At 63.4% G+C, this 20,567-nt stretch carries 17 protein-coding genes, 1 pseudogene and 1 riboswitch; of the genes and pseudogenes, 6 read left to right on the top strand and 12 right to left on the bottom strand.

What is annotated here, in order from left to right; translation table 11 throughout:
* Positions 1-97 precede the first annotated feature (97 nt).
* From Q1K29_RS08705 to Q1K29_RS08670, 8 genes are all read right to left on the bottom strand, one after another.
* Positions 98-859, bottom strand: coding sequence for an ABC transporter ATP-binding protein (locus Q1K29_RS08705; protein ID WP_300393425.1), 762 nt, complete (start codon positions 857-859; stop codon positions 98-100).
* Positions 852-1,844: an iron ABC transporter permease gene (locus Q1K29_RS08700; RefSeq protein ID WP_300393422.1), complete on the bottom strand. Its 993-nt coding sequence runs from the start codon at positions 1,842-1,844 to the stop codon at positions 852-854. Before Q1K29_RS08700 ends, Q1K29_RS08705 begins: the two co-directional genes overlap by 8 nt.
* Positions 1,841-2,692 (bottom strand): ABC transporter substrate-binding protein, encoded by an 852-nt coding sequence (locus Q1K29_RS08695; protein WP_300393419.1) that lies wholly within the window; start codon positions 2,690-2,692, stop codon positions 1,841-1,843. Before Q1K29_RS08695 ends, Q1K29_RS08700 begins: the two co-directional genes overlap by 4 nt.
* 9 nt (positions 2,693-2,701) lie before the next feature.
* Entirely contained in the window at positions 2,702-4,549 is a 1,848-nt protein-coding gene (locus tag Q1K29_RS08690) for a TonB-dependent receptor (protein WP_300393416.1), read from the bottom strand.
* 167 nt (positions 4,550-4,716) lie between these two features.
* Positions 4,717-4,908, bottom strand: a riboswitch (cobalamin riboswitch).
* A 45-nt stretch (positions 4,909-4,953) separates the two neighbouring features.
* A complete protein-coding gene (locus Q1K29_RS08685; RefSeq protein WP_300393412.1) occupies positions 4,954-5,412 on the bottom strand; it encodes a GIY-YIG nuclease family protein in 459 nt (152 codons plus the stop codon).
* Positions 5,413-5,425: 13 nt separating this feature from the next.
* Entirely contained in the window at positions 5,426-6,661 is a 1,236-nt protein-coding gene (locus Q1K29_RS08680) for an HlyD family efflux transporter periplasmic adaptor subunit (RefSeq protein ID WP_300393409.1), read from the bottom strand.
* Between the two features lie 3 nt (positions 6,662-6,664).
* Positions 6,665-9,028, bottom strand: a complete 2,364-nt coding sequence (locus tag Q1K29_RS08675; protein WP_300393406.1) for an ABC transporter permease — start codon at positions 9,026-9,028, stop codon at positions 6,665-6,667.
* The gene (locus tag Q1K29_RS08670) at positions 9,025-9,756 is read right to left on the bottom strand and encodes an ABC transporter ATP-binding protein (RefSeq protein WP_300393402.1); all 732 of its coding nucleotides are present in this window, start codon (positions 9,754-9,756) and stop codon (positions 9,025-9,027) included. Before Q1K29_RS08670 ends, Q1K29_RS08675 begins: the two co-directional genes overlap by 4 nt.
* A 203-nt stretch (positions 9,757-9,959) precedes the next feature.
* Between Q1K29_RS08670 and Q1K29_RS08665 the strand changes: the two are divergent.
* Positions 9,960-10,913, top strand: a pseudogene (locus Q1K29_RS08665) (bifunctional enoyl-CoA hydratase/phosphate acetyltransferase); the annotation flags it as partial.
* Positions 10,910-12,103 (top strand): acetate/propionate family kinase, encoded by a 1,194-nt coding sequence (locus tag Q1K29_RS08660; protein WP_300393399.1) that lies wholly within the window; start codon positions 10,910-10,912, stop codon positions 12,101-12,103. The pseudogene Q1K29_RS08665 and the gene Q1K29_RS08660, both read left to right, overlap by 4 nt.
* A gap of 6 nt (positions 12,104-12,109) precedes the next feature.
* On the opposite strand, the gene Q1K29_RS08655 is transcribed toward Q1K29_RS08660, so the two are convergent.
* From Q1K29_RS08655 to Q1K29_RS08640, 4 genes are read right to left on the bottom strand one after another with little or no spacing between them, the layout of a single operon-like run.
* Positions 12,110-13,390 carry a TolC family protein gene (locus tag Q1K29_RS08655; RefSeq protein WP_300393396.1) on the bottom strand — a complete coding sequence of 427 codons (1,281 nt, stop codon included), beginning with the start codon at positions 13,388-13,390 and terminating at the stop codon, positions 12,110-12,112.
* Entirely contained in the window at positions 13,387-13,590 is a 204-nt protein-coding gene (locus Q1K29_RS08650; RefSeq protein WP_300393393.1) for a DUF2892 domain-containing protein, read from the bottom strand. Before Q1K29_RS08650 ends, Q1K29_RS08655 begins: the two co-directional genes overlap by 4 nt.
* Positions 13,591-13,612: 22 nt before the next feature.
* Positions 13,613-14,080, bottom strand: coding sequence for a thioredoxin domain-containing protein (locus tag Q1K29_RS08645; protein ID WP_300393390.1), 468 nt, complete (start codon positions 14,078-14,080; stop codon positions 13,613-13,615).
* The gene (locus Q1K29_RS08640) at positions 14,077-15,360 is read right to left on the bottom strand and encodes an FAD/NAD(P)-binding oxidoreductase (protein WP_300393388.1); all 1,284 of its coding nucleotides are present in this window, start codon (positions 15,358-15,360) and stop codon (positions 14,077-14,079) included. Before Q1K29_RS08640 ends, Q1K29_RS08645 begins: the two co-directional genes overlap by 4 nt.
* Before the next feature lie 147 nt (positions 15,361-15,507).
* On the opposite strand from Q1K29_RS08640, the gene Q1K29_RS08635 reads away from it, so the two are divergent.
* From Q1K29_RS08635 to Q1K29_RS08620, 4 genes are read left to right on the top strand one after another with little or no spacing between them, the layout of a single operon-like run.
* Positions 15,508-15,867, top strand: coding sequence for a rhodanese-like domain-containing protein (locus Q1K29_RS08635; RefSeq protein WP_300393385.1), 360 nt, complete (start codon positions 15,508-15,510; stop codon positions 15,865-15,867).
* Between the two features lies 1 nt (position 15,868).
* Entirely contained in the window at positions 15,869-16,858 is a 990-nt protein-coding gene (locus Q1K29_RS08630) for an efflux RND transporter periplasmic adaptor subunit (RefSeq protein WP_300393383.1), read from the top strand.
* On the top strand, positions 16,855-20,148 hold the full coding sequence (locus tag Q1K29_RS08625; RefSeq protein ID WP_300393381.1) for an efflux RND transporter permease subunit: 3,294 nt from the start codon (positions 16,855-16,857) through the stop codon (positions 20,146-20,148). Before Q1K29_RS08630 ends, Q1K29_RS08625 begins: the two co-directional genes overlap by 4 nt.
* Positions 20,145-20,489, top strand: a complete 345-nt coding sequence (locus Q1K29_RS08620; protein WP_300393377.1) for a metalloregulator ArsR/SmtB family transcription factor — start codon at positions 20,145-20,147, stop codon at positions 20,487-20,489. The genes Q1K29_RS08625 and Q1K29_RS08620 overlap by 4 nt, the downstream gene beginning before the upstream one ends.
* Positions 20,490-20,567: the final 78 nt, after the last annotated feature.

Here is a 20,567-nt window from a genome sequence, read left to right as displayed (position 1 = left end):
ATCTTGTTGGGCGTACCAAACATTTCCAGAAGACATGTCGTCATCGGGACGGGCTCAGGCCCGTCTTCGTCGTATTTATTTGGGCTGAGTGTTGCCGCTAGAGCGCGCCTTCGATCTCGACGGTCCGTCCGGCCACACGGGCGCGCACGCCGTAAATGTCTGCCAGGCGTTCTGCCGTCAGTGTGTCTTCCGGTGATCCGTCAGCGATAATGCGGCCATCCTTCATCCAGATCATGCGTGTGGCATAGCGCGCCGCCAGCGCAATGTCGTGCAGGACAACAAGCGCGCCGCCGCCGCCATCAACAAACTGACGGACAATGTCCATCACGCGGAACTGGTGACGCGGGTCGAGAGCGGCGACGGGCTCGTCAGCGACCAGAAGCGGCGCGTCTGCGGCGAAGGCGCGGGCGCAGTGTACGCGGGCAAGTTCCCCGCCTGACAGCGTGTCGGTCTGCCGGTCGCTCAGCCCTGTGAGATCACAGCGGGCGATGGCCTGATCGACCGCCTCCGCATCGCTTGGCCCAAGCCGTCCGGGAGCGGCGCCATAGGCGAAGCGGCCGAGGGCGACGACATCGCGCACGGTATTCGGCCAGGCAAGTGGGCGCTGCTGGGGCAGGTAGGCGACGCGGCGGGCCCGTTGCATGGGCGAGAGTTTCTCGCTGTCTGTGCCGTCCAGCGTGGCGAGGCCGGCGCTGCGCTTTTCGAGGCCGAGCGCGGCGCGCAGCAGGCTGGTCTTTCCCGCGCCATTGGGGCCGAGCAGGGCGACAAGCTCGCCGGGCACGAGGCGGAGCGTTGCGCCGTGGACAAGCGTCGCCGAACCGGCATCGATGGAGAGATCCTGCGTGACGAGGTCAGCCATTCAGCGCCCGCCTCCTCATTGCGATCCAGACGAAGGCCGGTGCGCCGATTAGCGCTGCGACGACGCCGAGCTTCAACTCGTTGGTGGTTGGCAGCAGCCGTACACCGATGTCTGCGAGAACGAGAATCAGGCCCGCCAGAAGGGCAGACGGAATGAGCGAGCGGGCCGGGTCATGGTTCACGAAGGGCCGGATGATATGCGGCGCGACGATACCCACAAAACCGATCGCACCAGCCAGCGCCACCGAGCCCCCGGTGGCGAGGCCCGCGCCGAGCACGGTCAGGATACGCTGGTTGCGGAGGTTCAGGCCGACACCGCTGGCGGCTTCCTCGCCCAGGGTCAGGGCCGACAGGCCGCGGCGCGAGGCGAGCAGGATGGCGGCGCCGGCCATCAGGAAGGGCGCAGCAAAGCCGATCTCACGGAAGCTGCGATTGGCGACCGAGCCGAGCATCCAGTTGATCATGTCCGACAGGGTGAAAGGGGTCGGCGCAAGGTTCATGAGCAGGCTCATCGCCGCGCCCGCGAAACTCGATATGCCGACGCCGATAAGGATGAGCGTCACGACAGAGCGGGTGCGGATCGCGGCCAGCGCGATAAGGGCGGTCGCGACGAGCGCGCCCAGTATCGCCGCAATGGGAAGCACCCATGGCGAGAGGGCGGCCACGCCGTAATAGAGCGAAACGGTTGCGAAGAGCGAGGCGGAGGCGGAGACCCCAAGCACGCCGGGTTCGGCGAGCGGGTTGCGCAGGAGCCCCTGCAGGCTCGCGCCACTGATGCCCAGCGCAGCGCCGGCCACGAAGGCGGCCAGCGCGCGGGGCAGGCGGATCTGCCAGACGACCAGCTGGTCGGCTGCATCCGCGCCGCCGAACAGCGCGGCCAGGACACGGCCTGCGGGCATGGGTGTCGAGCCGAGCAGGCAGGCGGCGAATAGCGCCATAAGCGAGGCGGCTGCGAGGGCCGGGATGAGGAGGCGGTTGCCGGTCATGGGTCTTTCTTTCCGGCAAGGGCCTCGATGGCATCCATAAGGAACCACGCCCCGCAGGCCGTCCAGGCCCCTTCGATCGGCACGACATCTTTGCGGGCAAGTTGTGTTCGGGCGATCGGGTGGTGCATCGGACTCCACACATCCGGACTGGCCGCATGATCGGCGTTGAACAGGGCCGGCACGATGATGTCTGGCTGGTCCCGTGTGAGCCGCTCGAGCGGGATCGGGCGCCAGCCGGGCGTCTGCTGGAAATTGTCCAGCCCTGCGGCGAGCAGCATCTGGTGGACCAGTGATCCCGGCCCGGAGGTGACGCCGCCTGATGTCATGTAAAGGGCCGTCTTGCCGTCATGCTGCGCCTTGAGCGCGTCGAGCCGTGCGCGGAAGTCCTTGGCCAGGGCCTCGCCGCGTTCGCCCTGCCCAAGCCCGTCAGCCATGTGCTGGATGACGCCCGGAATGGAGGTCATGTCCGATCCGTCGATGCTCGATGTCCAGCCGACATTCAGCACCGGAACGCCGGCCTGTTCGAAGAAGGCTGAGGCTCTTGGCCCGCCGCCATAGGAGCGAACGATGAGATCAGGTTTGAGGACGAGAACGTTTTCGGCGGAGGGTCTCACGGTCGGCACACCTTTGGCCGCCGCACGCATATAGGAGAAATCCTTCGTCGCATCCGGCGAGATGGCGAGGATCTGCTCGCGGTCGGCGAGCTTCAGGACATACTGGTCAGCGCAGTAGTCGAGACTGACGATCCGCATCGGACGGCTGCTCTCTTCTGCTCGCGGCGTGGGAGGGGCACCGCAGGCAGCAAGCCCGATGGCGAGAGAAGCAAGGAGGATCGTCAGTCTCGACATGGACGGGTCCTAGTAACGCAGCCGGATGCCGACCGAGCCGGACAGGCCCGGCGTGCCATAGCCGAGGATCTGCTGATAATCCTCGTCAAACAGGTTTTCGACGCGGCCATAGAGCTCCACGCCATCATTGAGGGTGTAGCGGCCCGTCAGGTCGACCCGCGTCCAGCCATCAAGCGTTGTGCCGTCGGTATTGGCCTCGTCGCCATTATAGCGGACCAGAACAGCGCCTGAGAACGGCCCATCCGGATCAAGCGAGACGGTCACATCGCCGGACTGCTCGGGCAGGCGGCTGAGTTCGTTTCCGTCACCGTCCTCGGCGTCGAGCCAGGCATAGTTCGCCGACACGTTCAGCCAGTCGGTCAGGGCATAGCCACCGTAGAGTTCAATGCCTTGCGAGTTGACCAGCGCGATATTGTCGTAGCCGGCGCTGAAAGAGAAATCGATCATGTTCTCCGTTTCCTGATCGAAATAGGTGATCCCGGCCTCGGCCCGGCCATCGCCTGAGCGCCAGTCGATGCCGACATCGAAAGCTTCGGAGGTTTCCGGCTGGAGATCGGCATTCGGCTCGGTCAGGCCGCAAAAGGTGCAGATATAGGTGAGCTGGTAGATGCTCGGCGCCTTGAAGCCCTGAGCCCAGCTTGAGCGGAGCGTGACCTGTCCGGTCGGGTTCCACGCTGCGGCGACCCGGCCTGTGGTTTCGGAGCCGAACGTCTCATGATCGTCCATACGCACACCGCCCGTCAGGGTAAGCGTGTCGACAGGTTTGACTTCATAAAGCGCGAACAAGCTGTCGATGGAGGATTCCTCGCCGCCTGAGCTGGTCTCCTCACGCTCGGCCCCGAAAGCGAGCGTATTGCGCTCGTCGATGTCGAGCGTGCCCTGATAGCGATAGAGCAGCCGGTCGCCCTCAGCGGAGAAGCTCGGAGCGCCATTGGCGAAGCTTTCGCGGGAAATGTCGGAATAACCGAGCTGGACGAGGTTCTCGAGTCGGCCATCGAAAAGCGGGGCCTTGAGAGAGACGGTCGAGGCGAGGGTCTCGTTTTTCGTCATCTCGTCGCCATCGCCGACGCTGCCTTCGCCAGTGGCACTGAAGCTGTCATAATCGGCTTCGGCATCGGTCCAGAGCGTGGTCGCTTCGAGACGGGCGCCGGCAGGAAGGTTCAGCCCGCCGCGGACCGACAGGGTGGTCGACTCATAGCCATCGTCTTCCGTGTTGCCATTGTCCTCGTCGGCCTTGGATATGCCGTCCGACGAGATACCACTTGCGCCGAGGCGGAAGTCACCGGCATCGCCAGCCCCTTCGAGCGAGACACCGCCGCGAACGGTGTTGAACGAGCCGTATTCAGCAAAGGCCTGGCCGCCAAAGCCCTCTTCGGGCGTCTTCGTGGTAATCGAGACAACGCCGCCAATGGCGTCTGCGCCCCAGAGGGTCGATTGCGGGCCTTTCAGCACCTCGATCCGTTCGATGCTGGAGGTGTCGAGGAAGCCGAAATCATAGGCACCGCCGACCGCGCTTGGATCGTTCACCGCAACGCCGTCGATGAGCACCAGTGTCTGGTCGGTCGATGCGCCGCGGATGCGCACGCTTGCGGCGCCGCCAAAGGCACCGTTCTGGTTGATCGTGACGCCCGGCGCGGAGGCCACGGCATCGACCGCGAAGTCGAAGTCGAGTTTTTCCAGATCCTCCTGGGAAATGATGTTGACGCTGGAGCCGACTTCCGTCGCCGTCTGGTTCAGGCGCGAGCCTTCAACGATGACCGGGCCAAGCCGGTTTTCTTCACTGTCTGAATCCTGTGCGAAGCCCGGCAGAACAATGCCGAGAGCCGCCGCGCTGAGCAGAGCTGTCTTGTAAGACATGGGTATACCCCTCATGCGCACCCCGCCGCCCGGAAGACAGGTGCACGTCATAACGACAAATACTGGCCTCATGACGGATGCCATGCGGGCGGCCAGGCCGGGTTTTCGGATGTCGCTACAAAAGGACAGGCATACGCCTTCCCGCCCGCTGAGACTTTCCCCGGTCTCCGGGCGAACGACGCGATGGCAGGTCTCCTGGCTCGCCGATCGTCGCTTTTGGCCGCCTTCCCAGGGCGAAGTGCCCCAGTGGCTTGAGTGGCCATCAGCTCCTGGCTGACAGTTGCGGGTACAGCACCGGATTTACACCGGCTTCCCTCTTAGCCCCCTGTTAGGGGAGCACCATCTGAGCGCTCTGATGTTGCAAGTGCGAATGGCTGTCAATAGGCGCCGGATGAGACGTCCCGCTATAGTGGCTTCAGCAGATGGCTCCTGCAGCGGGTGCAATCCGTGCTGCCGAAGCCGTCAATGGCGATGCCAAACCGGCCGGTCCTCAGGAGATGTGCGGCCAGTTCGCACTCATCGGCGCCGGCGATCGCCAGTGCGCTGAGGGCATCGGCTTCCACGGTCAGCGCGTCGACATGCCAGTGATGTTTCTTGTCCCTGCGAAAGTGACGCCTGAGACGCGCGGCAAGACCGCCCGGCCCCTTGGCGCTGCCGGCATAGATATAGGCGCCTGGCGGGAGTTGGCCGGTGCTGCGCCGATTGACGCGGGTGCCTACGGCCTTGCTGAGCTCGATCACGAGCAGATAGGCGCCCGCCTCGGCGTTCAGCGAACTCATATCCTCAGGCACGGCCCGAAGGGGCGCCATTCCCGCCGTTTCCAGCGCGAGGCGAATATCCTCAACCGTCGAGCGTGCGCTCATCCGGACGCCGCGATTATCGCTCTGTGACGCGGATGCCATCTTCAAGGTCGGGGCCGGGATAGAGGATGACCGCTGTGCCCGCGCCGAGCCCCGATTCGATCGCGGCGAGATTGCCGTTGTTGCGGACGACCTCGACAGGGATTTGTCTCGCCCGGCCATCCTCAACGGTGAAGACAGACCAGTCACCATTGTCGCGAAACAGGGCCGCGGAGGGCAGGGTGAGTGCATCTTCGTCTTCCCAGATGACGATGCGGACCTCGACGCGATAACCGTGCCCGAGGCTTGAGCGGGCATCGAGCGGGTCGGTGAAGCGGATGATGGCGTTGACGCGCTGTTCTTCCACACCGAGAGCGGAATATTTTGTGAAGCCCCAGGGTTCAACGCGCTCGACCACGCCGTTCAGCACGGCATCGCCGCCCCAATTGTCGATGAGAACCTTGTCGCCGGCTTCGACCTGCACCGCATCAGAAGACAGGAGTTCGGTGATCACTTCGAGGTCGTTCGAGACATCACCGATTTCGAGGATGGGCTGGCCGGGGCTGAGTGTGGTCTCGCTCTCCTGCATGACGCGCAGGACGCGTCCGGTTATCGGCGCCTCCAGCGGGATCGCGCCACCCTCGCCGGGATTGCTTGTGGCAGCCGGTGATCCGGTATCGCTTTCGCGGAATTCGATCAGGCGCGCGCGGGCGTTGGCGAGCTCGGCTTCACGCATGGAAATCGCTGCCTTGGCCGTGTCGACGGCAGAATCAGCCGCGCGCTTCTGGCGCTGGGCCTGCTCGAGATCGGCCTGGGAAACGGCGCTGCTCTCGCGCAGGCGCGTGGCGCGGGCGAATTCTGTGTCGGCGAAATCCTGTTCGGCCAGCGCGCTGTTGAGATCGGCGCGGGCCACCCGTAAGGCGGCCTCGGCCGCGCTGACCCCGGCGCGGGCCTGTTCACGGGTACGCATGTCGAGGGCGGAGGGTGGCGCTGCAAGCATCCGCGCAATCACGCTCTCGCCACCTGTTACTTCGTCACCGGCTTCAACTTCCACCCGTAACAGGCGTCCGCCAATCGGCGCAGCGACGACATAGGCGTCACGCACGCGGGTTCGGGCTTCCTCGTCGACCGTGACAGCCATCTGCGTTCGTTCGACCGTGCCAAGATCCACCGCTATCGGGCGCGGCCAGAATGACCAGGCCAGCAGGAGGACAAGTGCAACGGCAGCGATGCCGAGGATGATGGGGCGTGAGCGCAGAGACTTCCGGGCCATGTCCTATTCCCTCGATTTTAGAGCAGAAACGAGTTCGAGCCGGTCCACGTCACGCTTCACCAGCCAGCCTGCAATGATGGCAGCGATAATGACGGCCATGGCGCCATTGCCGATACTGTCGGGACCGACGTCTGCCGGAATGGTGTAAAGATCAGTTGAAAATCCGGCTGCGATAGCACCAGCAAGCCCTATGCCGATCAGCGCGCCTATTGGCAACGCGGCAAGGGTGATGAGCCCCAGTTCGCCAAGCAGGACGTAAGCCGCCTCGCCCTTGGTGAAACCAAGGACCCTGAGACTGGCGAGATCATGCGCCCGCTCGGCATAGGCGATCCGTGCCGAGTTGTAGACGATGCCGAAGGTAATGATCGCCGCAATGATCGCCATGTAGTAGCGGGTGGCGCCGGCCCCCTCATTCATCATGCGCTCTAGCGACTGGCGGGCGTCTGCCTTGAGCGTGATCCCGGCCACAGCGGGCATGTTCTTGATCGCTTCATAGACCTCTGTCTCATTCGCGGCATCGATCCGCAAATAGGCACCGGAGACGCGCTGAGGTTCGTTGAGGGCGTCATTCAGGGCCCCGATTTCATAATAGGCCGGCGCGCCAAGCAGGCTGCGGAACGTTCCGGTGACAGGCAGGGAGAGGACGGGCCTGCGCCCCTCGCGGACTTCCACGGTGACCTCGTCCCCCGGCTGTATCGCCAGTTTCCTTGCCAGCGGGTCAGACAGGATGACGCCATCCTTGCGGGCATAGACCTGCTCGACATCCTCGCTCATGGCGCGGTTGAGTTCAGCCGGGCTGACGGACCCGCTCAGCGCGCCGCGATGGGTCTTCACGCCATTGCGGAAGACGACCGAAACACTGCGGAATGGCTCGACCTCGATCACCCCGTCGAGGCGTTTGAGTTCAAACAGTGTCTTCTCGCCAAGCGGTTCCACGAATGTGACCGTTGCATCGCTTCGGTCGATCACATTGAAGCCCAGCGAAACCGCCTTGTCGAAGCCGCCGAGGACGCCAAGCATGGCCACCGCCAGACCCATCCCGACGGCAATGCCGATCGTCGACGCGAAAGCACGCATGGGTTGGCGCGCGACGCGGCGCACGATCATGCGGGTCGGCTGGTCGAGATAGCGTTTGAGCGCGGCGACGAGCCGGGCGGAGCCGGAATAGTCTGCGGGGGCAGGCGGGCGCATGGCCACGGCCGGCGCGAGCGCGAAGATCTTGCGAAGGACGAGAAACCCTCCCGCAGACGCAGACGCGACACTGACCAGGATGGCGGTCATGAAGGAGCCCGGATCGACCCTGAAGAGCAGGAAGGGAAACTTGTAGTATTGCCGGTAAACACCTGACAGGGCCTGGCCGGACAGGACGCCGAGCGCACACCCCAGCAGGGCCCCGGTGATGGATACGAGCAGGATGAATTTCAGATAATGCCAGCCGATTTCGGTGCTGGTATAGCCGAACGCTTTCAGGAGGCCGATCTGTGTCCGCTCCGCCTCGATCATCCGTGAGATGACGATGTAAAGAAGGAAAGCGGCGACCCCCATGAACACGGGAGGGACGGATCGTGATGAGACGCGCAGCCCGCTGATTTCCTCCGTGATGAAACGGTTGGAAATCTGGTCGACCAGACCATAGGCGCCCGTCCCGCCATAGCGCATGAGGATACGGTCCGCCGCATCGATGATGGCTGGAGCCTGTGCGCCGCGCTCCAGCGAGATCAGCGCCTCGTTGAAGGCGCCATCGAGATCGAGGGCGGCAGCAAGGGCCTCCTCATTCATCCAGATAACGGCGAAGCGGGCGTCGTCGGGCGCCAGTTCGCCCGGTGCGGTCGAGTAGAGAAATTCCGGCGCCTGTGCGAGGCCGGCAATCCGGAACGTATGCCGGGCTCCATGGATCGTTGCCGAGATGCTGTCTCCCGGCTCGAGATCATGCGCGTCTGCAAATCCCTGAAGCAGCAGGATTTCATCCATATGGCGCGGGTCGAGCCGTCGGCCCTCGGCGAGATAGACCGCATTGAGGCGTGGTTCGCCGAACGCAGGCAACGACACGGCCTGGGCGCGGACCGGAACGGTCTGATCCTCGATGTCGACGAGCGCTCCGCCGACCACCCGGCCTTCAACGGCGGCCACGCCCGGAATCTCTGACAGCCGAGTGAGCAGATGGTCCGGCGCACGCTTTACCGGGGCAAAGACATCGGCCAGCCGGTAGCGGTCGTAATAGGCTTGCCGCGTCTGCTCCAGCGAGTTTACCAGTCCGCCCATCATCACCAGAAGCAAGACGCCCACAGCGATGACGAGCCCGATGGCCGAGGTCTGCAGCTTCATCCGCCAGAGATCGCGCAGCAGCTTCCGGTCGAGCGGACTCACCACTCGATCTCCTCTGCAGACAGGCGTGTCTCGTTGACTGTCACGTTCCGCACTGCGCCATCGGCCATTTCGATGACGCGGTGGGCCATGGCGGCTGTGGCGGCGGCGTGGGTCACGATCATGACCGTGGTGCCGAGATTTGCGTTCACATCCTGCAGCACGCGAAGAACCTGACGCCCCGTGGTGGAATCGAGGGCACCCGTCGGTTCGTCGCAGAACAGGACGGTGGGGCGCTTGGCAACCGCACGCGCAATGGCCACGCGCTGCTGCTCCCCACCGGACAGTTCTGACGGGAAGTGATCCTGACGATGATCGAGCCCGACAAGGCTCAAGGCCTCATCGGCAGGCAACGGGTCGTCGGCAATCTCGGTGACCAGATCGACATTCTCCCGCGCCGTCAGGCTCGGCATGAGGTTATAGAACTGGAAGACAAAGCCGACATGATGGCGGCGGTACCGGGTCAGCGCGACATCGGCCATTGCCGTCAGCTCCTGATCGAAGAAGTGCGCGGTGCCGGCTGTGGCGCGATCGAGCCCGCCAAGGATGTTGAGAAGCGTTGACTTGCCAGAGCCGGATGCGCCGAGGAGGACGACGAGGTCGCCTGCCGGCACCTTGAGATCCACACCCCGCAGGGCATGCACGGCCGCCGGGCCCTCGCCGTAAACGCGCGTGAGCTGCTGTACGCGAAAGGCCGTGCCTGTCCGTTCCGCCTCACGCGACCCTTTCATACATTCATCCCCAAACCATTGTCCTTGTCTGACATTAGCGCGTCCGGCGGCTTCTGTCGTGGTCTGCGGAGATGCAAGCGCATGCCCGCCTTGAATGGTATTCCCACACTCAACAAAATCCGGCCGGGATCAAATCCGGCAGAATACCTAGAACCTGTCGGGGGTTATCGTGTTAGTCAGGGGAGCGAAGAGAGAAGGTCTATTCACGGATGCCAACTATGCCCCCATCAGCCGCCGAGGCCGGCAAGGAATTCAGGAAACTTATCGAGCGCGCAACAGGGGCGCCCCTGCGCACAGCGGTGGTACATCCTGTCGACCACCTGTCCCTGACCGGTGCCATGGACGCCAGGGAGGCCGGCCTTATCGACCCGGTGCTCGTCGGCCCCGGGGACAAGATAAGATCGGCGGCCGAGGAGGCCGGGCTTGATCTTTCCGGGGTGGAGATTGTCGATACGCCGCACAGTCATGCAGCGGCGGCCAGAGGGGCCAGTCTCGCAAGGGAAGAGGCGGTCGGTGCCATCATGAAGGGGGCGCTGCACACCAATGAACTGATGCAGGCCATCATTGACCGGGCGGCCGGGCTGCGGACCGAACGGCGCATGAGCCACGTCTTCGTGCTCGAGACGCCGGCATATCCCAGGCTCCTGCTGATGACGGACGGGGCCATCAACATCGCGCCGGACCTGATGTGCAAGCGCGATATCGTGCAGAATGCGATTGACCTGGCCCACCATATCGGGATCGACGCGCCACTCGTTGCCATCCTCTCCGCCACCGAAGAGGTCGATCCGAACATCGCCTCAACAATCGATGCCGCCGCGCTCTGCAAGATGGCCGACCGGGGACAGATCAAGGGCGGTGTCGTCGACGGGCCACTGGCTTTCGACCTTGCCGTTTCGCCAGAGGCGGTCGCGACGAAGCGGCTGGTCTCTTCTGTGGCCGGCGCAGCTGACATACTCGTCGTGCCCACGCTGGAAGCCGGCAACATGATTGCCAAGCAGCTCGACTATCTTGCTGGCGCTGAAGCCGCCGGGCTGGTTGTCGGTGCGAAAGTGCCCGTCATCCTGACCAGCCGGGCGGACAGCGCGGCTGAACGGGTCGTGTCCTGTGCGCTGGCCAAACTTCACGCCCGGCCTGCGGAGGAGGGGCCGGTTTGAAACGTCAGGGCGTCCTCACCGTCAATACCGGCTCATCCAGTATCAAGCTCTCTGTCCACGGCCTTGAGGGAAACCGCCTGGGAGAGCGGCTCCTGCGGGCTGATCTTTCCAGAATCGGTGGTGATATGGACTTCGCGGCAAGCTGGCCAGGGGGAGAGACGCACGACGTCCCCGGACGCATTGCCGAGGCCGGGCGCAAGTCGGAGAAACTGGTCGCCGCCTTCGCCCAATGGGCGTCCGAGCGTCTTGATGTAGACCTTCGTGCTGTGGGTCATCGGATCGTACATGGCGGCGGGCGCTTTGCGGGACCTGTGCGTGCGAGCGATGAAGTTGTGTCGGAGCTTCAGGCGCTTTCGCCGCTGGCTCCGTCTCACCAGCCAGCCAATCTTTCAGGCGTGGCTGGCATTTCAGGTCTCTGGCCGGACATGCCCCAGAGCCTGTCCTTCGATACGGCCTTTCACAGACGCCAGCCTGACGTCGCCCAGCGCTATGCGCTCCCACGCCGGCTGACAGAGGAAGGGATCGTGCGCTTTGGCTTCCATGGGCTGTCCTATGCGCATGTTGCCGACGTGCTTCCAAGCCTCGTGCCCGGGCACGATCATGGCCGGACGGTCGTCGCGCACCTGGGAAGTGGGGCAAGCCTGTGTGCGCTTCTGGATGGCAAGAGCGTCGCAACGACGATGGGTCTCACGGCGCTTGATGGCCTGCCCATGGCGACGCGTTGCGGTGACCTCGATCCAGGCGTGGTGCTGCACCTCTTGGGGGAGGGCGGATACAGCCTGAAAGAGGTCTCGCACTTGCTTTACAAGCAATCCGGCCTGCTCGGCGTCTCCGGCCTCAGCGGTGACATTCGTGACCTTTTGGCAAGCGACGCCCCTGAGGCGGCAGAAGCGGTCTCGCTGTTCGTCTATCGAACGGTAAGGGAGATCGGATCGCTTGTTGCGGCATTGCACGGGCTCGAAACCATCGTGTTTACCGGCGGCATCGGGGAGAATTCCGCTGTCATCCGCCGTGATGTCTGCCGGGAACTCGACTGGCTCGGCGTGGTGATCGATGACGCTGCGAATGAGGAAGGCCGCACGATCGTTTCGGCGAGCGGCTCTTCCGTCCAGGTCCTCGTGATTCCCGCAGATGAGGAAGCCGTCATTGCCCGCGAGACGGCCGAGGTCCTGAGCGCAAGCAAGGCGTAAGACCGGTCAGAAGCCTTCGACCAGCTGACTTTCCAGGCCTGACAACATGGCCAGAAGCCGTGCCTTTGCCACGAGCAGGTCGGCTTCGGCGGACCGGCGCGCAATGGCAGCCCGGCGATAGTCGTCTTCGGCATCGAGCATATCGACCAGCGTGCGAAGGCCGAGGTCCTGTTCACGGCGGGCGCCGTCGGTTGCGATCTCGGCGGCTGTTTCGGCGCTGGAGGCGGCCTCAAGCGCTTGTCGCTGCGCGATCACCCTGTACCAGAGCGCACGCACCGTATCGTCCAGCTCAAGCTGCCGGGACCGAAGCGCTGCGGCCGCGGCCCGGCGTCCAGCGCCGGCCTTGTTGATGGCGGCAGGCTTCACGCCATTGGTGAACAGCGGAACTTCGACACTTACAAATGCGCCGGCATCGGTGATCTGGTCCTCGAAGAAGAAGTAGACGTCTTCTCCTGTCGAAGCCCGCGCCTTGAGCGATACCTTCGGCCCGAACTCGCCGCGGACCTGGTTCTCCCGTGATCTTGCTGCCTCCAGTTGCGCGCGAGCGGCCGCGAGTCCCGGATTGTTCTGACGCGCCATCGCCAGGGCTTCGGCCTGTGTCGGGGGAAGGGTGAGATCGACGGTTTCGGGGTTGAGGGGCGTTGCCTCATCCAGCCCGGTCAGACGCTCAAAGCGTGACCGCGCGGCGGCAAGGTCTGCCTCCCGGCTGGCGAGGCGGGCGCGGGCCGATGCCAGGCGCGAGGCGGCCAGGGCTGTATCGGTTCGCGTTGCAAGCCCCTGATCGAGCCGGCTGGCCGTCTCGTCATTGCGAAGCTGCAGCGTCTCCACCTCATTTTCGGTGACGTCCAGTGCCTGCAAGGCCAGCCACAGGCGCGTATAGGCCTCTACGGTATTCAGTGCGACGGATTCCTTCGTTCCTGCGATGGTCTCTTCTGCAGAGCGGATCCCATGCCGCGCGGCGCTTTCAGCGGAAGCGAGGCTGCCGGACGTGTAAAGCGGGAGTTCAGCCTGCAGGCCGACCTGGCGGGGAACCTGGCTGATGCTGCCCGTCGTGAAGTCCGTTTCCGAGACGCCAAGCTGGGCCTGCGCGCCAACGCTGATCCCGCGCTGGCCACGGGCCTGATCGAGGTCTGCCGCAGCACTGTCCAGCGAAGCTTCGGCGCTCTCGATATCGGGCGACGTCGCGATCGCCTGCCGGACCGCGTCGGCGAGGCTGACCGGTTCTGCCACCGAATATGGAGCAGACAAGAGCAGGGCAGCGAGGGAAAGCGTCAGCACCCGCATCATTTGAATGCGTTCCCGGGGCGCACGCCGGCAAGCTTGAAAAGGATCGCTGCCGGGCAGAAGCCGGTTATCGACGCCTGCAGCATGTTCAGTCCGGCAAAGGCTGTGAGCAGGAACCACCAGGGCGAAACCCAGTATCCGAGGGCCAGGCTTATCAATACGATCAGCCCGGCAAAGGCGAGTACAGCACGATCAAGGTTCATTTTCGAATGGTCCTTTCTACGGTCAGGATGAAGGTGTCGGCGTGAGAGCTGCCGAATTCTGGAGCCAATTGATGAGGGCCGGGGTGGTCATGGCCCCGGCATGCTGGTCGGCGATCCGGCCATTATCGATCAGGAAGAGGGCCGGGATGCCGCGAACCTGCAGGCGGGCGGCTGCTTTCGGGTGGGCATCGGAATCAACCTTGAGAAAGCGCAGATCGCCCTCGAAATGCTTTGCGGCCTCAGCGTAGGCGGGGGCCATCATGCGGCACGGCCCGCACCAGGGGGCCCAGACGTCCAGGAGAAAGGCGCCTTCGTCGCGAGCCATCAGCCGGTCGAGCGTTTTCGCATCGATGTCGACGGGCGTATCGGTGGCAAGCGATGCGGCGCAGGCGCCGCATTTGCCCTTGGTCAGCCTGCCTTCGGCCGGGACGCGATTGACTGCGCCACAGCTGAGGCAGACGACGTGTTGTTTCTGGCCGCCGGAGGTCATCCTCTTTCCACTCCTTTCAGCTTGTGCGTCTTGAGCAGGCTGAGGGCGGCGTTCTCATAGAAGGTTTCGGACTGTCCGGTGCGCAGCTTGTGCAGGAAGTATTTTTCGAAGCCGACTTTTGCGAGGTGGACCCAGCCGCCGGAGGCCGACCAGTTCACATTGCGGGGCGGGATCTGCGGCTGCGCAATGAAGGCTACGCCGCCATCGCCGAAGTCGGCGAGACAGACCGCATTCCAGCTTGCCCGGTGATCGGGTTTCTCGCCCTTGATCATCTGCGCGATGTTGCGCGCCGTCGCCTCGACCATGGATTCGATCATGAAACCGGTCTTTGGCACACCGACCGGGACCGGCGTCTTTCCGACAGGGGGGATGGCGATACAGACGCCAATGCCGAAAATCTCGGGGTAGGTCGGGTTCTGCTGATGCTCATCGGTCAGGATAAAGCCGCGCGGATTTGAAAGACCCTCGACATCGCGGACCGCAGCCACGCCCCGGAAGGGCGGCAGGAACATTGAATAGTCCGATGCAATCTCGTGGGTCTCTTTCACCGAGCCATCATCGTTCACCTCTTCGGCAATGACCTTGCCCGCTTCTGCGCGCACGATACGGGCATTGGTGACCCATTTGATGTGGCGGTCGCGCATCTCGCTTTCGAGCAGGCCCTTGGTATCGCCGACGCCATCAAGGCCGAGATGGCCGATATAGGGTTCGGGCGTCACGAAGGTGATCGGCACGCGGTCGCGGATCTTGCGCTTGCGCAGTTCGGTCTCGATGATCATTGCGGTCTCATAGGCCGGGCCGAAGCAGGAGGCGCCCTGTGTTGCGCCGATGACCATCGGTCCCGGCTTCTCGCAGAAGACCTCGAATGCCTTGGCGGCATCCTCGGCATGATCGATATGGCAGACGGATTGTGTATGGGCGGATGGTCCGACGCCCTCGATCTCATCGTAGGCCAGTTCGGGTCCGGTCGCGATGACGAGGTAGTCGTAATCGACCTTTGATCCGTCGGGCATGTGGACGCATTTGGCGGGTGGATCGACTTTCTCCGCCTTGCCGACGATCAGCTCGATACCGCGCTTGCGCAGCGGCTTGGCGAGATCGATGGTAATCTCTTCCCGGTCGCGCCAGCCAACCAGAACCCAAGGGTTCGATGGAACGAACTGATAGTAGTCACTTTCGCTGATGACGGCGACATCGTGCTTTCGATCCAGCGTTTTCCTGATCTCGAAAGCCGCGACAAGGCCGCCCAGTCCAGCGCCCAGAATAACGATTTTTGCCATGGTCTTTTCCTCCACCGCTCATAATTAATGTATTTTAGAACTTTAGCAACTAAGCAATATCCCTTATATCGCGTTTTCGAACGATGAGCTAAATCAAAACCTGATAAGCCCGGCTTGGGTATTCAGGCCTGGGCAGAGGAGATGAAAATGACCGACGAACGTGATCTGTCGCCGGAAGACGTATTGGCTGACCTGAAGCGGGGTGACGCCTTGCTGGTCGATGTCCGCGAGCCGGCGGAGTTCGCCTATGAACGCATACACGGTGCGCTGCTTCATCCGCTGTCAACATTCGAGCCGAAAGCGATCCCCACGGATGGTCATCGCCGGGTAATCTTCCAGTGCGGTTCCGGCAAGCGCTCGCGCAAGGCGCTGGACACCTATATGAAAAGCACCGGTGGCGATGGAGCCCATCTCGCCGGTGGTCTTGGCGCGTGGAAGCAAGCCGGTCTTCCCTGCATCCGAATTGATCCGTCCACGGGCAACGTCATCGACAGCGGGAAATACTGACATGATCGCACGCATTCTCTCAGGCCTGGTTGCGGCAGTGCTGATCAGCCCGCTTGCGACCGCCCAGACGATGACGGTCCAGGAGGCGGTCATCACTGACTACCGGCCGGTCGTGGCCCGTATCGAGGCGACGGACTCCGCGGAGGCAACCTCCCGCCTGCAAGGTGTCGTCACCCGTCTGACGGTTGACGAAGGCCAGACGGTGAAAGCTGGCGAGGTCATTGCTGTCGTCATCGACGAGAAGATTGCGCCCCAGATATCGGCCCTGACCTCACGCATTGAGGGGCTGACCTCCCAGATCGAGCAACAGGAAGAAGATCTCGCACGGGCCGAGACGTTGCTGGACGATGGGTTTTACCCGCGGGCCCAGTTCGAGCGGGAACAGACGGCACTCAATGTTCTGAAAACCAACCGCACGGCAGCCCGGCAAGAGCGCCAGAGCGTTTCGGCCCGCCGGTCGGAAGGCGAAATCCGCTCACCGGCGGATGCCCGCGTGACCGATGTTCTGATTGTCGAAGGCAGCGTTGTCTCTCCGGGACAGGTCATCGCCCGTCTGGCCACGCTGGGCGGCCTTGTCCGGATTTCCCTGCCTGAACGCCATCTGAGTTTCCTTGAAGAGGGCAAGCAGGTCTCCCTGCGCCTGCCGGCCCGTGACAATGAGACCCGTACGGCTCGGATCGAGAAGATATATCCGGCGCTGCGCGACGGCGCCGTGATTGCTGACGCTGTTGTCGATGGCGGCCTGAATGCGCTTGTCGGCGAACGCGCGGATGTACTCGTGCCGGTCGGAGACCGCCGGGCTATCGTCATTCCGCGAGAGTTCGTTACTACGCGCTACGGCGTCGATTTTGTCAGTGTCAGGGTTGGCGAGCGGTTTGTCGAAGCACCGGTTGTGCTGGCGGAGCCGCTGGCCTCCACCACCACATATGAGATCCTGTCCGGTCTCCGGCCGGGTGACGTCATCGCGGCAGCGGAGACCGAAAGTTCATGAAAGCCGATATCTCCGGGTCGATTACGCGCGCGACCATCCGCTCGCCTCTGACCCCGCTCCTGCTGCTGGCCGCACTGGCCGTCGGTCTTGTCGCGCTCCTGACGATCCCGCGCGAGGAAGAGCCCCAGATTTCCGTGCCGATGGTCGATATTCTCGTCCAGTCGCCGGGCCTTCGTGCCGCAGATGTCGTCGAGCAGGTCAGCGAACCGCTGGAGGAGATCGTCAAGGCGATCCCCGATGTCGAACATGTTTACAGCCAGAGCCGTGATGACGGCGCCGTAGTGACCGCGCGCTTCATGGTCGGCACCGATTCCGATGATGCCATCCTGCGCATCCACGAAAAGATCCGTGCCAATATCGACCGCATTCCGCCGGAAGTCCCGATGCCGCAGGTCGTCGGGCGCGGCATTGATGACGTCGCCATCGTGACGCTCACCCTCTCGCCAGAGCCGTGGACCGGGCAGGTCTGGACCGATACCAGCCTGCGCATGCTCGGCGATGAGCTGATGAAGGAGCTTCTCAAGATTGAGGATGTCGGCCTGACCAACATTGTTGGCGGCCGCTCGCTGGAACTTCGCATCGAGCCCGATATCGAAGCCCTCGCGACCTATGGCATTCCCGTGCAGTCCGTCGTGGAAGCTGCCTCGCAAGCCGTGCGGGCCGGGCCTGTCGGTATGGCGCGCCAGGAAGGACAATCCATTCTCGTCCAGGCGGGCGACCGGCTTGTCGCGATTGGCGAACTGGAGCGTTTGCAGCTCCGCGCGGCCGATGGCCGGAACGTCTATCTCAGTGATGTCGCATCCATTCGCGTCTCGGGTGTCGAGATGGAAGCGCGGGCCTGGACGCTGGAACGCTCCGAAGCCGGCGCAGGCTTCAGGACCCTGCCAGCCGTCACCCTGTCTCTTGCCAAGCGGCCCGGCGCGAATGCGGTTGTCGTTGCCGAGCAGATCCTTGAGCGCCTTGAGCATCTCGAGGAAGAGATGATCCCCGAAGGCGTGAACATCGAGGTCACGCGAAATTATGGCGAGACGGCCAATCACAAGGCCAATGAGCTGCTCTTTCACCTGGGGCTGGCAACCGTCTCCATCGTGATCCTGATCGCTTTCGCCATTGGCTGGCGCGAGGCGCTGGTGACGCTGATCGTTATTCCGACGACCATCCTCCTGACGCTCTTTGCGTCGCTGATGATGGGCTACACGATCAACCGCGTCAGCCTGTTCGCGCTGATCTTCTCCATCGGTATCCTCGTCGACGATGCCATCGTGATGATCGAGAATATTGCGCGCCACTGGGCGATGAAGGACGGGCGCTCGCGGGTGCAGGGCGCCATCGACGCCGTCTCCGAGGTCGGTAACCCGACCATCGTTGCGACGCTCACGGTTATCGCGGCCCTCCTGCCGATGATGTTCGTCTCCGGCCTGATGGGGCCATACATGGCGCCGATCCCGGCGAATGCGTCGGCAGCCATGCTGTTTTCCTTCTTCGTCGCTGTGGGCATTGCGCCCTGGCTGCTCATGAAGATCGCCGGCAATGCGCCGCTGCACGGTCACGGTGCGAGCGGCGAGGAGAACGCGCTGTCTGGGCCTGAGGCCACGCGCCTTGGCCGTTTCTACCGCTCGGTGGCCGGCCCGATCGTCGCCTCGCGGCGCAATGCCTGGATATTCCTCGCGCTGGTCGGCGTCGCTACGCTTGCCTCGCTCACCCTGTTCGCGACAAAGGCGGTGACGGTGAAGCTGCTGCCCTTCGACAACAAGTCGGAAATCCAGGTCGTGCTCGACATGCCGGAAGGCGCGGCGCTGGAAGATACCGAACGCACGCTCTTTGCGCTGGCCGCTGAAATGCAGGATGTCGAGGAAGTGGAGTCCGTCCAGGCCTATGCCGGCACGGCCGCACCTTTCAATTTCAATGGGCTCGTGCGCCACTACTTTCTGCGCAAGTCGCCCGAACTGGGTGACCTGCAGGTAAACCTGCTGGAAAAGGGAGAGCGCAAGCGGTCCAGCCATGACATTGCGCTGGACCTTCGTGACCGCCTGTCGGTGGTTCCCCTACCAGAAGGGACGCGTGTGAAAGTGGTCGAGGTTCCGCCGGGGCCGCCCGTCCTGTCGACGCTGCTGGCTGAAATCTATGGCCCCGATACTGAAACACGCCGTGAGACGGCGGCGATCCTCGAGCAGCTCTTTGTCGAGACGCCATTTATCGTCGATGTCGACAACTCCTATGGCCGTCCACCGCCGCGCATGGTGCTGTCGGTCGACGAGACGCTGGCCACGGATCGTGGCGTGGCCGAGCAGGATGTGCTCGACACCATCGCGCTCGTCTATTCCGGGCAGACCGTGGGTGTCGTCCCCCGCGGCGAGGGGCGGGATCCGCTTCCCGTGACGATCCGCCTGCCAAAGGCCGCCAAGGTCTGGTCGCAGCAGGTGGCGAGCCTTCCGGTTCCGCGCAGGCTCGCATCCGGCGCCAGCCAACCCGTCGAGCTTGGCACGCTGGTCGCCCCCGTCATGGAGCCCGGCTCGCAGACCATCTTCCGCCGTGATGGCTATTTCGCTGACATGGTCATGGGAGAACTGGCGGGCCGGTACGAGGCGCCGATCTACGGCATGCTGGAAATCCAGGACCGTGTGGCCGCCTTTGACTGGGCCGGAGCAGGCCTCGAAGAACCCGCCATCCGCCTTTACGGGCAGCCCGAGGACGAGACCTCGACAACTATTCTCTGGGACGGCGAATGGGAGATCACCTATGTCACCTTCCGGGACATGGGGATGGCTTTTGGCGTCGCCCTGATTGCCATCTACATCCTGGTGGTCGCCCAGTTCGGGACCTTCCGCACGCCGCTGCTCATCCTAACGCCTGTGCCGCTCACGCTGATCGGCATCATGATCGGGCACTGGATCTTCGGCGCGGCCTTCACGGCGACATCCATGATCGGCTTTATCGCGCTGGCGGGGATTATCGTCCGCAATTCGATCCTGCTGGTGGATTTCGTCAAGCACGGCCAGACCGGGGAGCGGCCGATCAAGGAGGTCTTGCTTGATGCCGGCGCGATTCGCTTCAAACCGATCCTCCTGACGGCGCTCGCTGCGATGATCGGGGCGGCAGTGATCCTGACCGATCCAATTTTCCAGGGCCTGGCGATTTCACTGCTGTTCGGCCTTGCTTCTTCCACCGCGCTGACTGTGCTTGTAATACCAGCGATCTATATCGCCTTGAGGGGGCCCGACTGGACCCCGGAGCCCAAGACAGAGCCGGATGAGGGCTCGATGCAAAACACGAAAGTTTCGCCCGCATGAGCACACCCGCAACCCGCCCGACAAATGCCGATGCTTTTGAGGTGCTATCCACCCAGTTGGAAGAAGCCTGCGGCACGCTGCGCGCCATGGCCAATGAAACGCGTCTGAAGATCATGTGTACGCTGACCAATGGCGAGATGCCGGTCCACCAGCTTGCTGCAACAGCCGGACAGTCGCTCTCTGCGGTCTCGCAGCATCTCGCGAAACTGCGCGCCGAGGGCCTGGTCGAGACACGCCGTGATGCGCAGACGATCTATTACCGGATAGTTGACGGTGTCGGGAACGCGATCATTGACACACTTTGCAACTATTACGGCGAGGGGCCGGTCGGGGAGGCCTGAGCATCCTCACTTGGAGTGCTCTCCCGGCAGTCCGGGGTCGGCCCGGACGTCCCCTTGGACGACCCCCTGCTGAAATGT

The sequence above is a fragment of the Henriciella sp. genome (genome assembly GCF_029937755.1).
Classification (GTDB): domain Bacteria; phylum Pseudomonadota; class Alphaproteobacteria; order Caulobacterales; family Hyphomonadaceae; genus Henriciella.
The sequence above is the reverse complement of the archived record's forward strand: the minus strand, read 5'-3'. Positions and strand labels throughout refer to the sequence as shown.

Bases quoted from the DNA above. Each gene is read 5' to 3' on its own strand.
- Q1K29_RS08705 (WP_300393425.1), bottom strand. From the start codon at position 859: ATGGCTGACCTCGTCACGCAGGATCTCTCCATCGATGCCGGTTCGGCG.
- Q1K29_RS08700 (WP_300393422.1), bottom strand. From the start codon at position 1,844: ATGACCGGCAACCGCCTCCTCATCCCGGCCCTCGCAGCCGCCTCGCTT.
- Q1K29_RS08695 (WP_300393419.1), bottom strand. From the start codon at position 2,692: ATGTCGAGACTGACGATCCTCCTTGCTTCTCTCGCCATCGGGCTTGCT.
- Q1K29_RS08690 (WP_300393416.1), bottom strand. From the start codon at position 4,549: ATGTCTTACAAGACAGCTCTGCTCAGCGCGGCGGCTCTCGGCATTGTT.
- Q1K29_RS08685 (WP_300393412.1), bottom strand. From the start codon at position 5,412: ATGAGCGCACGCTCGACGGTTGAGGATATTCGCCTCGCGCTGGAAACG.
- Q1K29_RS08680 (WP_300393409.1), bottom strand. From the start codon at position 6,661: ATGGCCCGGAAGTCTCTGCGCTCACGCCCCATCATCCTCGGCATCGCT.
- Q1K29_RS08670 (WP_300393402.1), bottom strand. From the start codon at position 9,756: ATGAAAGGGTCGCGTGAGGCGGAACGGACAGGCACGGCCTTTCGCGTA.
- Q1K29_RS08655 (WP_300393396.1), bottom strand. From the start codon at position 13,390: ATGATGCGGGTGCTGACGCTTTCCCTCGCTGCCCTGCTCTTGTCTGCT.
- Q1K29_RS08650 (WP_300393393.1), bottom strand. From the start codon at position 13,590: ATGAACCTTGATCGTGCTGTACTCGCCTTTGCCGGGCTGATCGTATTG.
- Q1K29_RS08645 (WP_300393390.1), bottom strand. From the start codon at position 14,080: ATGACCTCCGGCGGCCAGAAACAACACGTCGTCTGCCTCAGCTGTGGC.
- Q1K29_RS08640 (WP_300393388.1), bottom strand. From the start codon at position 15,360: ATGGCAAAAATCGTTATTCTGGGCGCTGGACTGGGCGGCCTTGTCGCG.
- Q1K29_RS08635 (WP_300393385.1), top strand. From the start codon at position 15,508: ATGACCGACGAACGTGATCTGTCGCCGGAAGACGTATTGGCTGACCTG.
- Q1K29_RS08630 (WP_300393383.1), top strand. From the start codon at position 15,869: ATGATCGCACGCATTCTCTCAGGCCTGGTTGCGGCAGTGCTGATCAGC.
- Q1K29_RS08625 (WP_300393381.1), top strand. From the start codon at position 16,855: ATGAAAGCCGATATCTCCGGGTCGATTACGCGCGCGACCATCCGCTCG.
- Q1K29_RS08620 (WP_300393377.1), top strand. From the start codon at position 20,145: ATGAGCACACCCGCAACCCGCCCGACAAATGCCGATGCTTTTGAGGTG.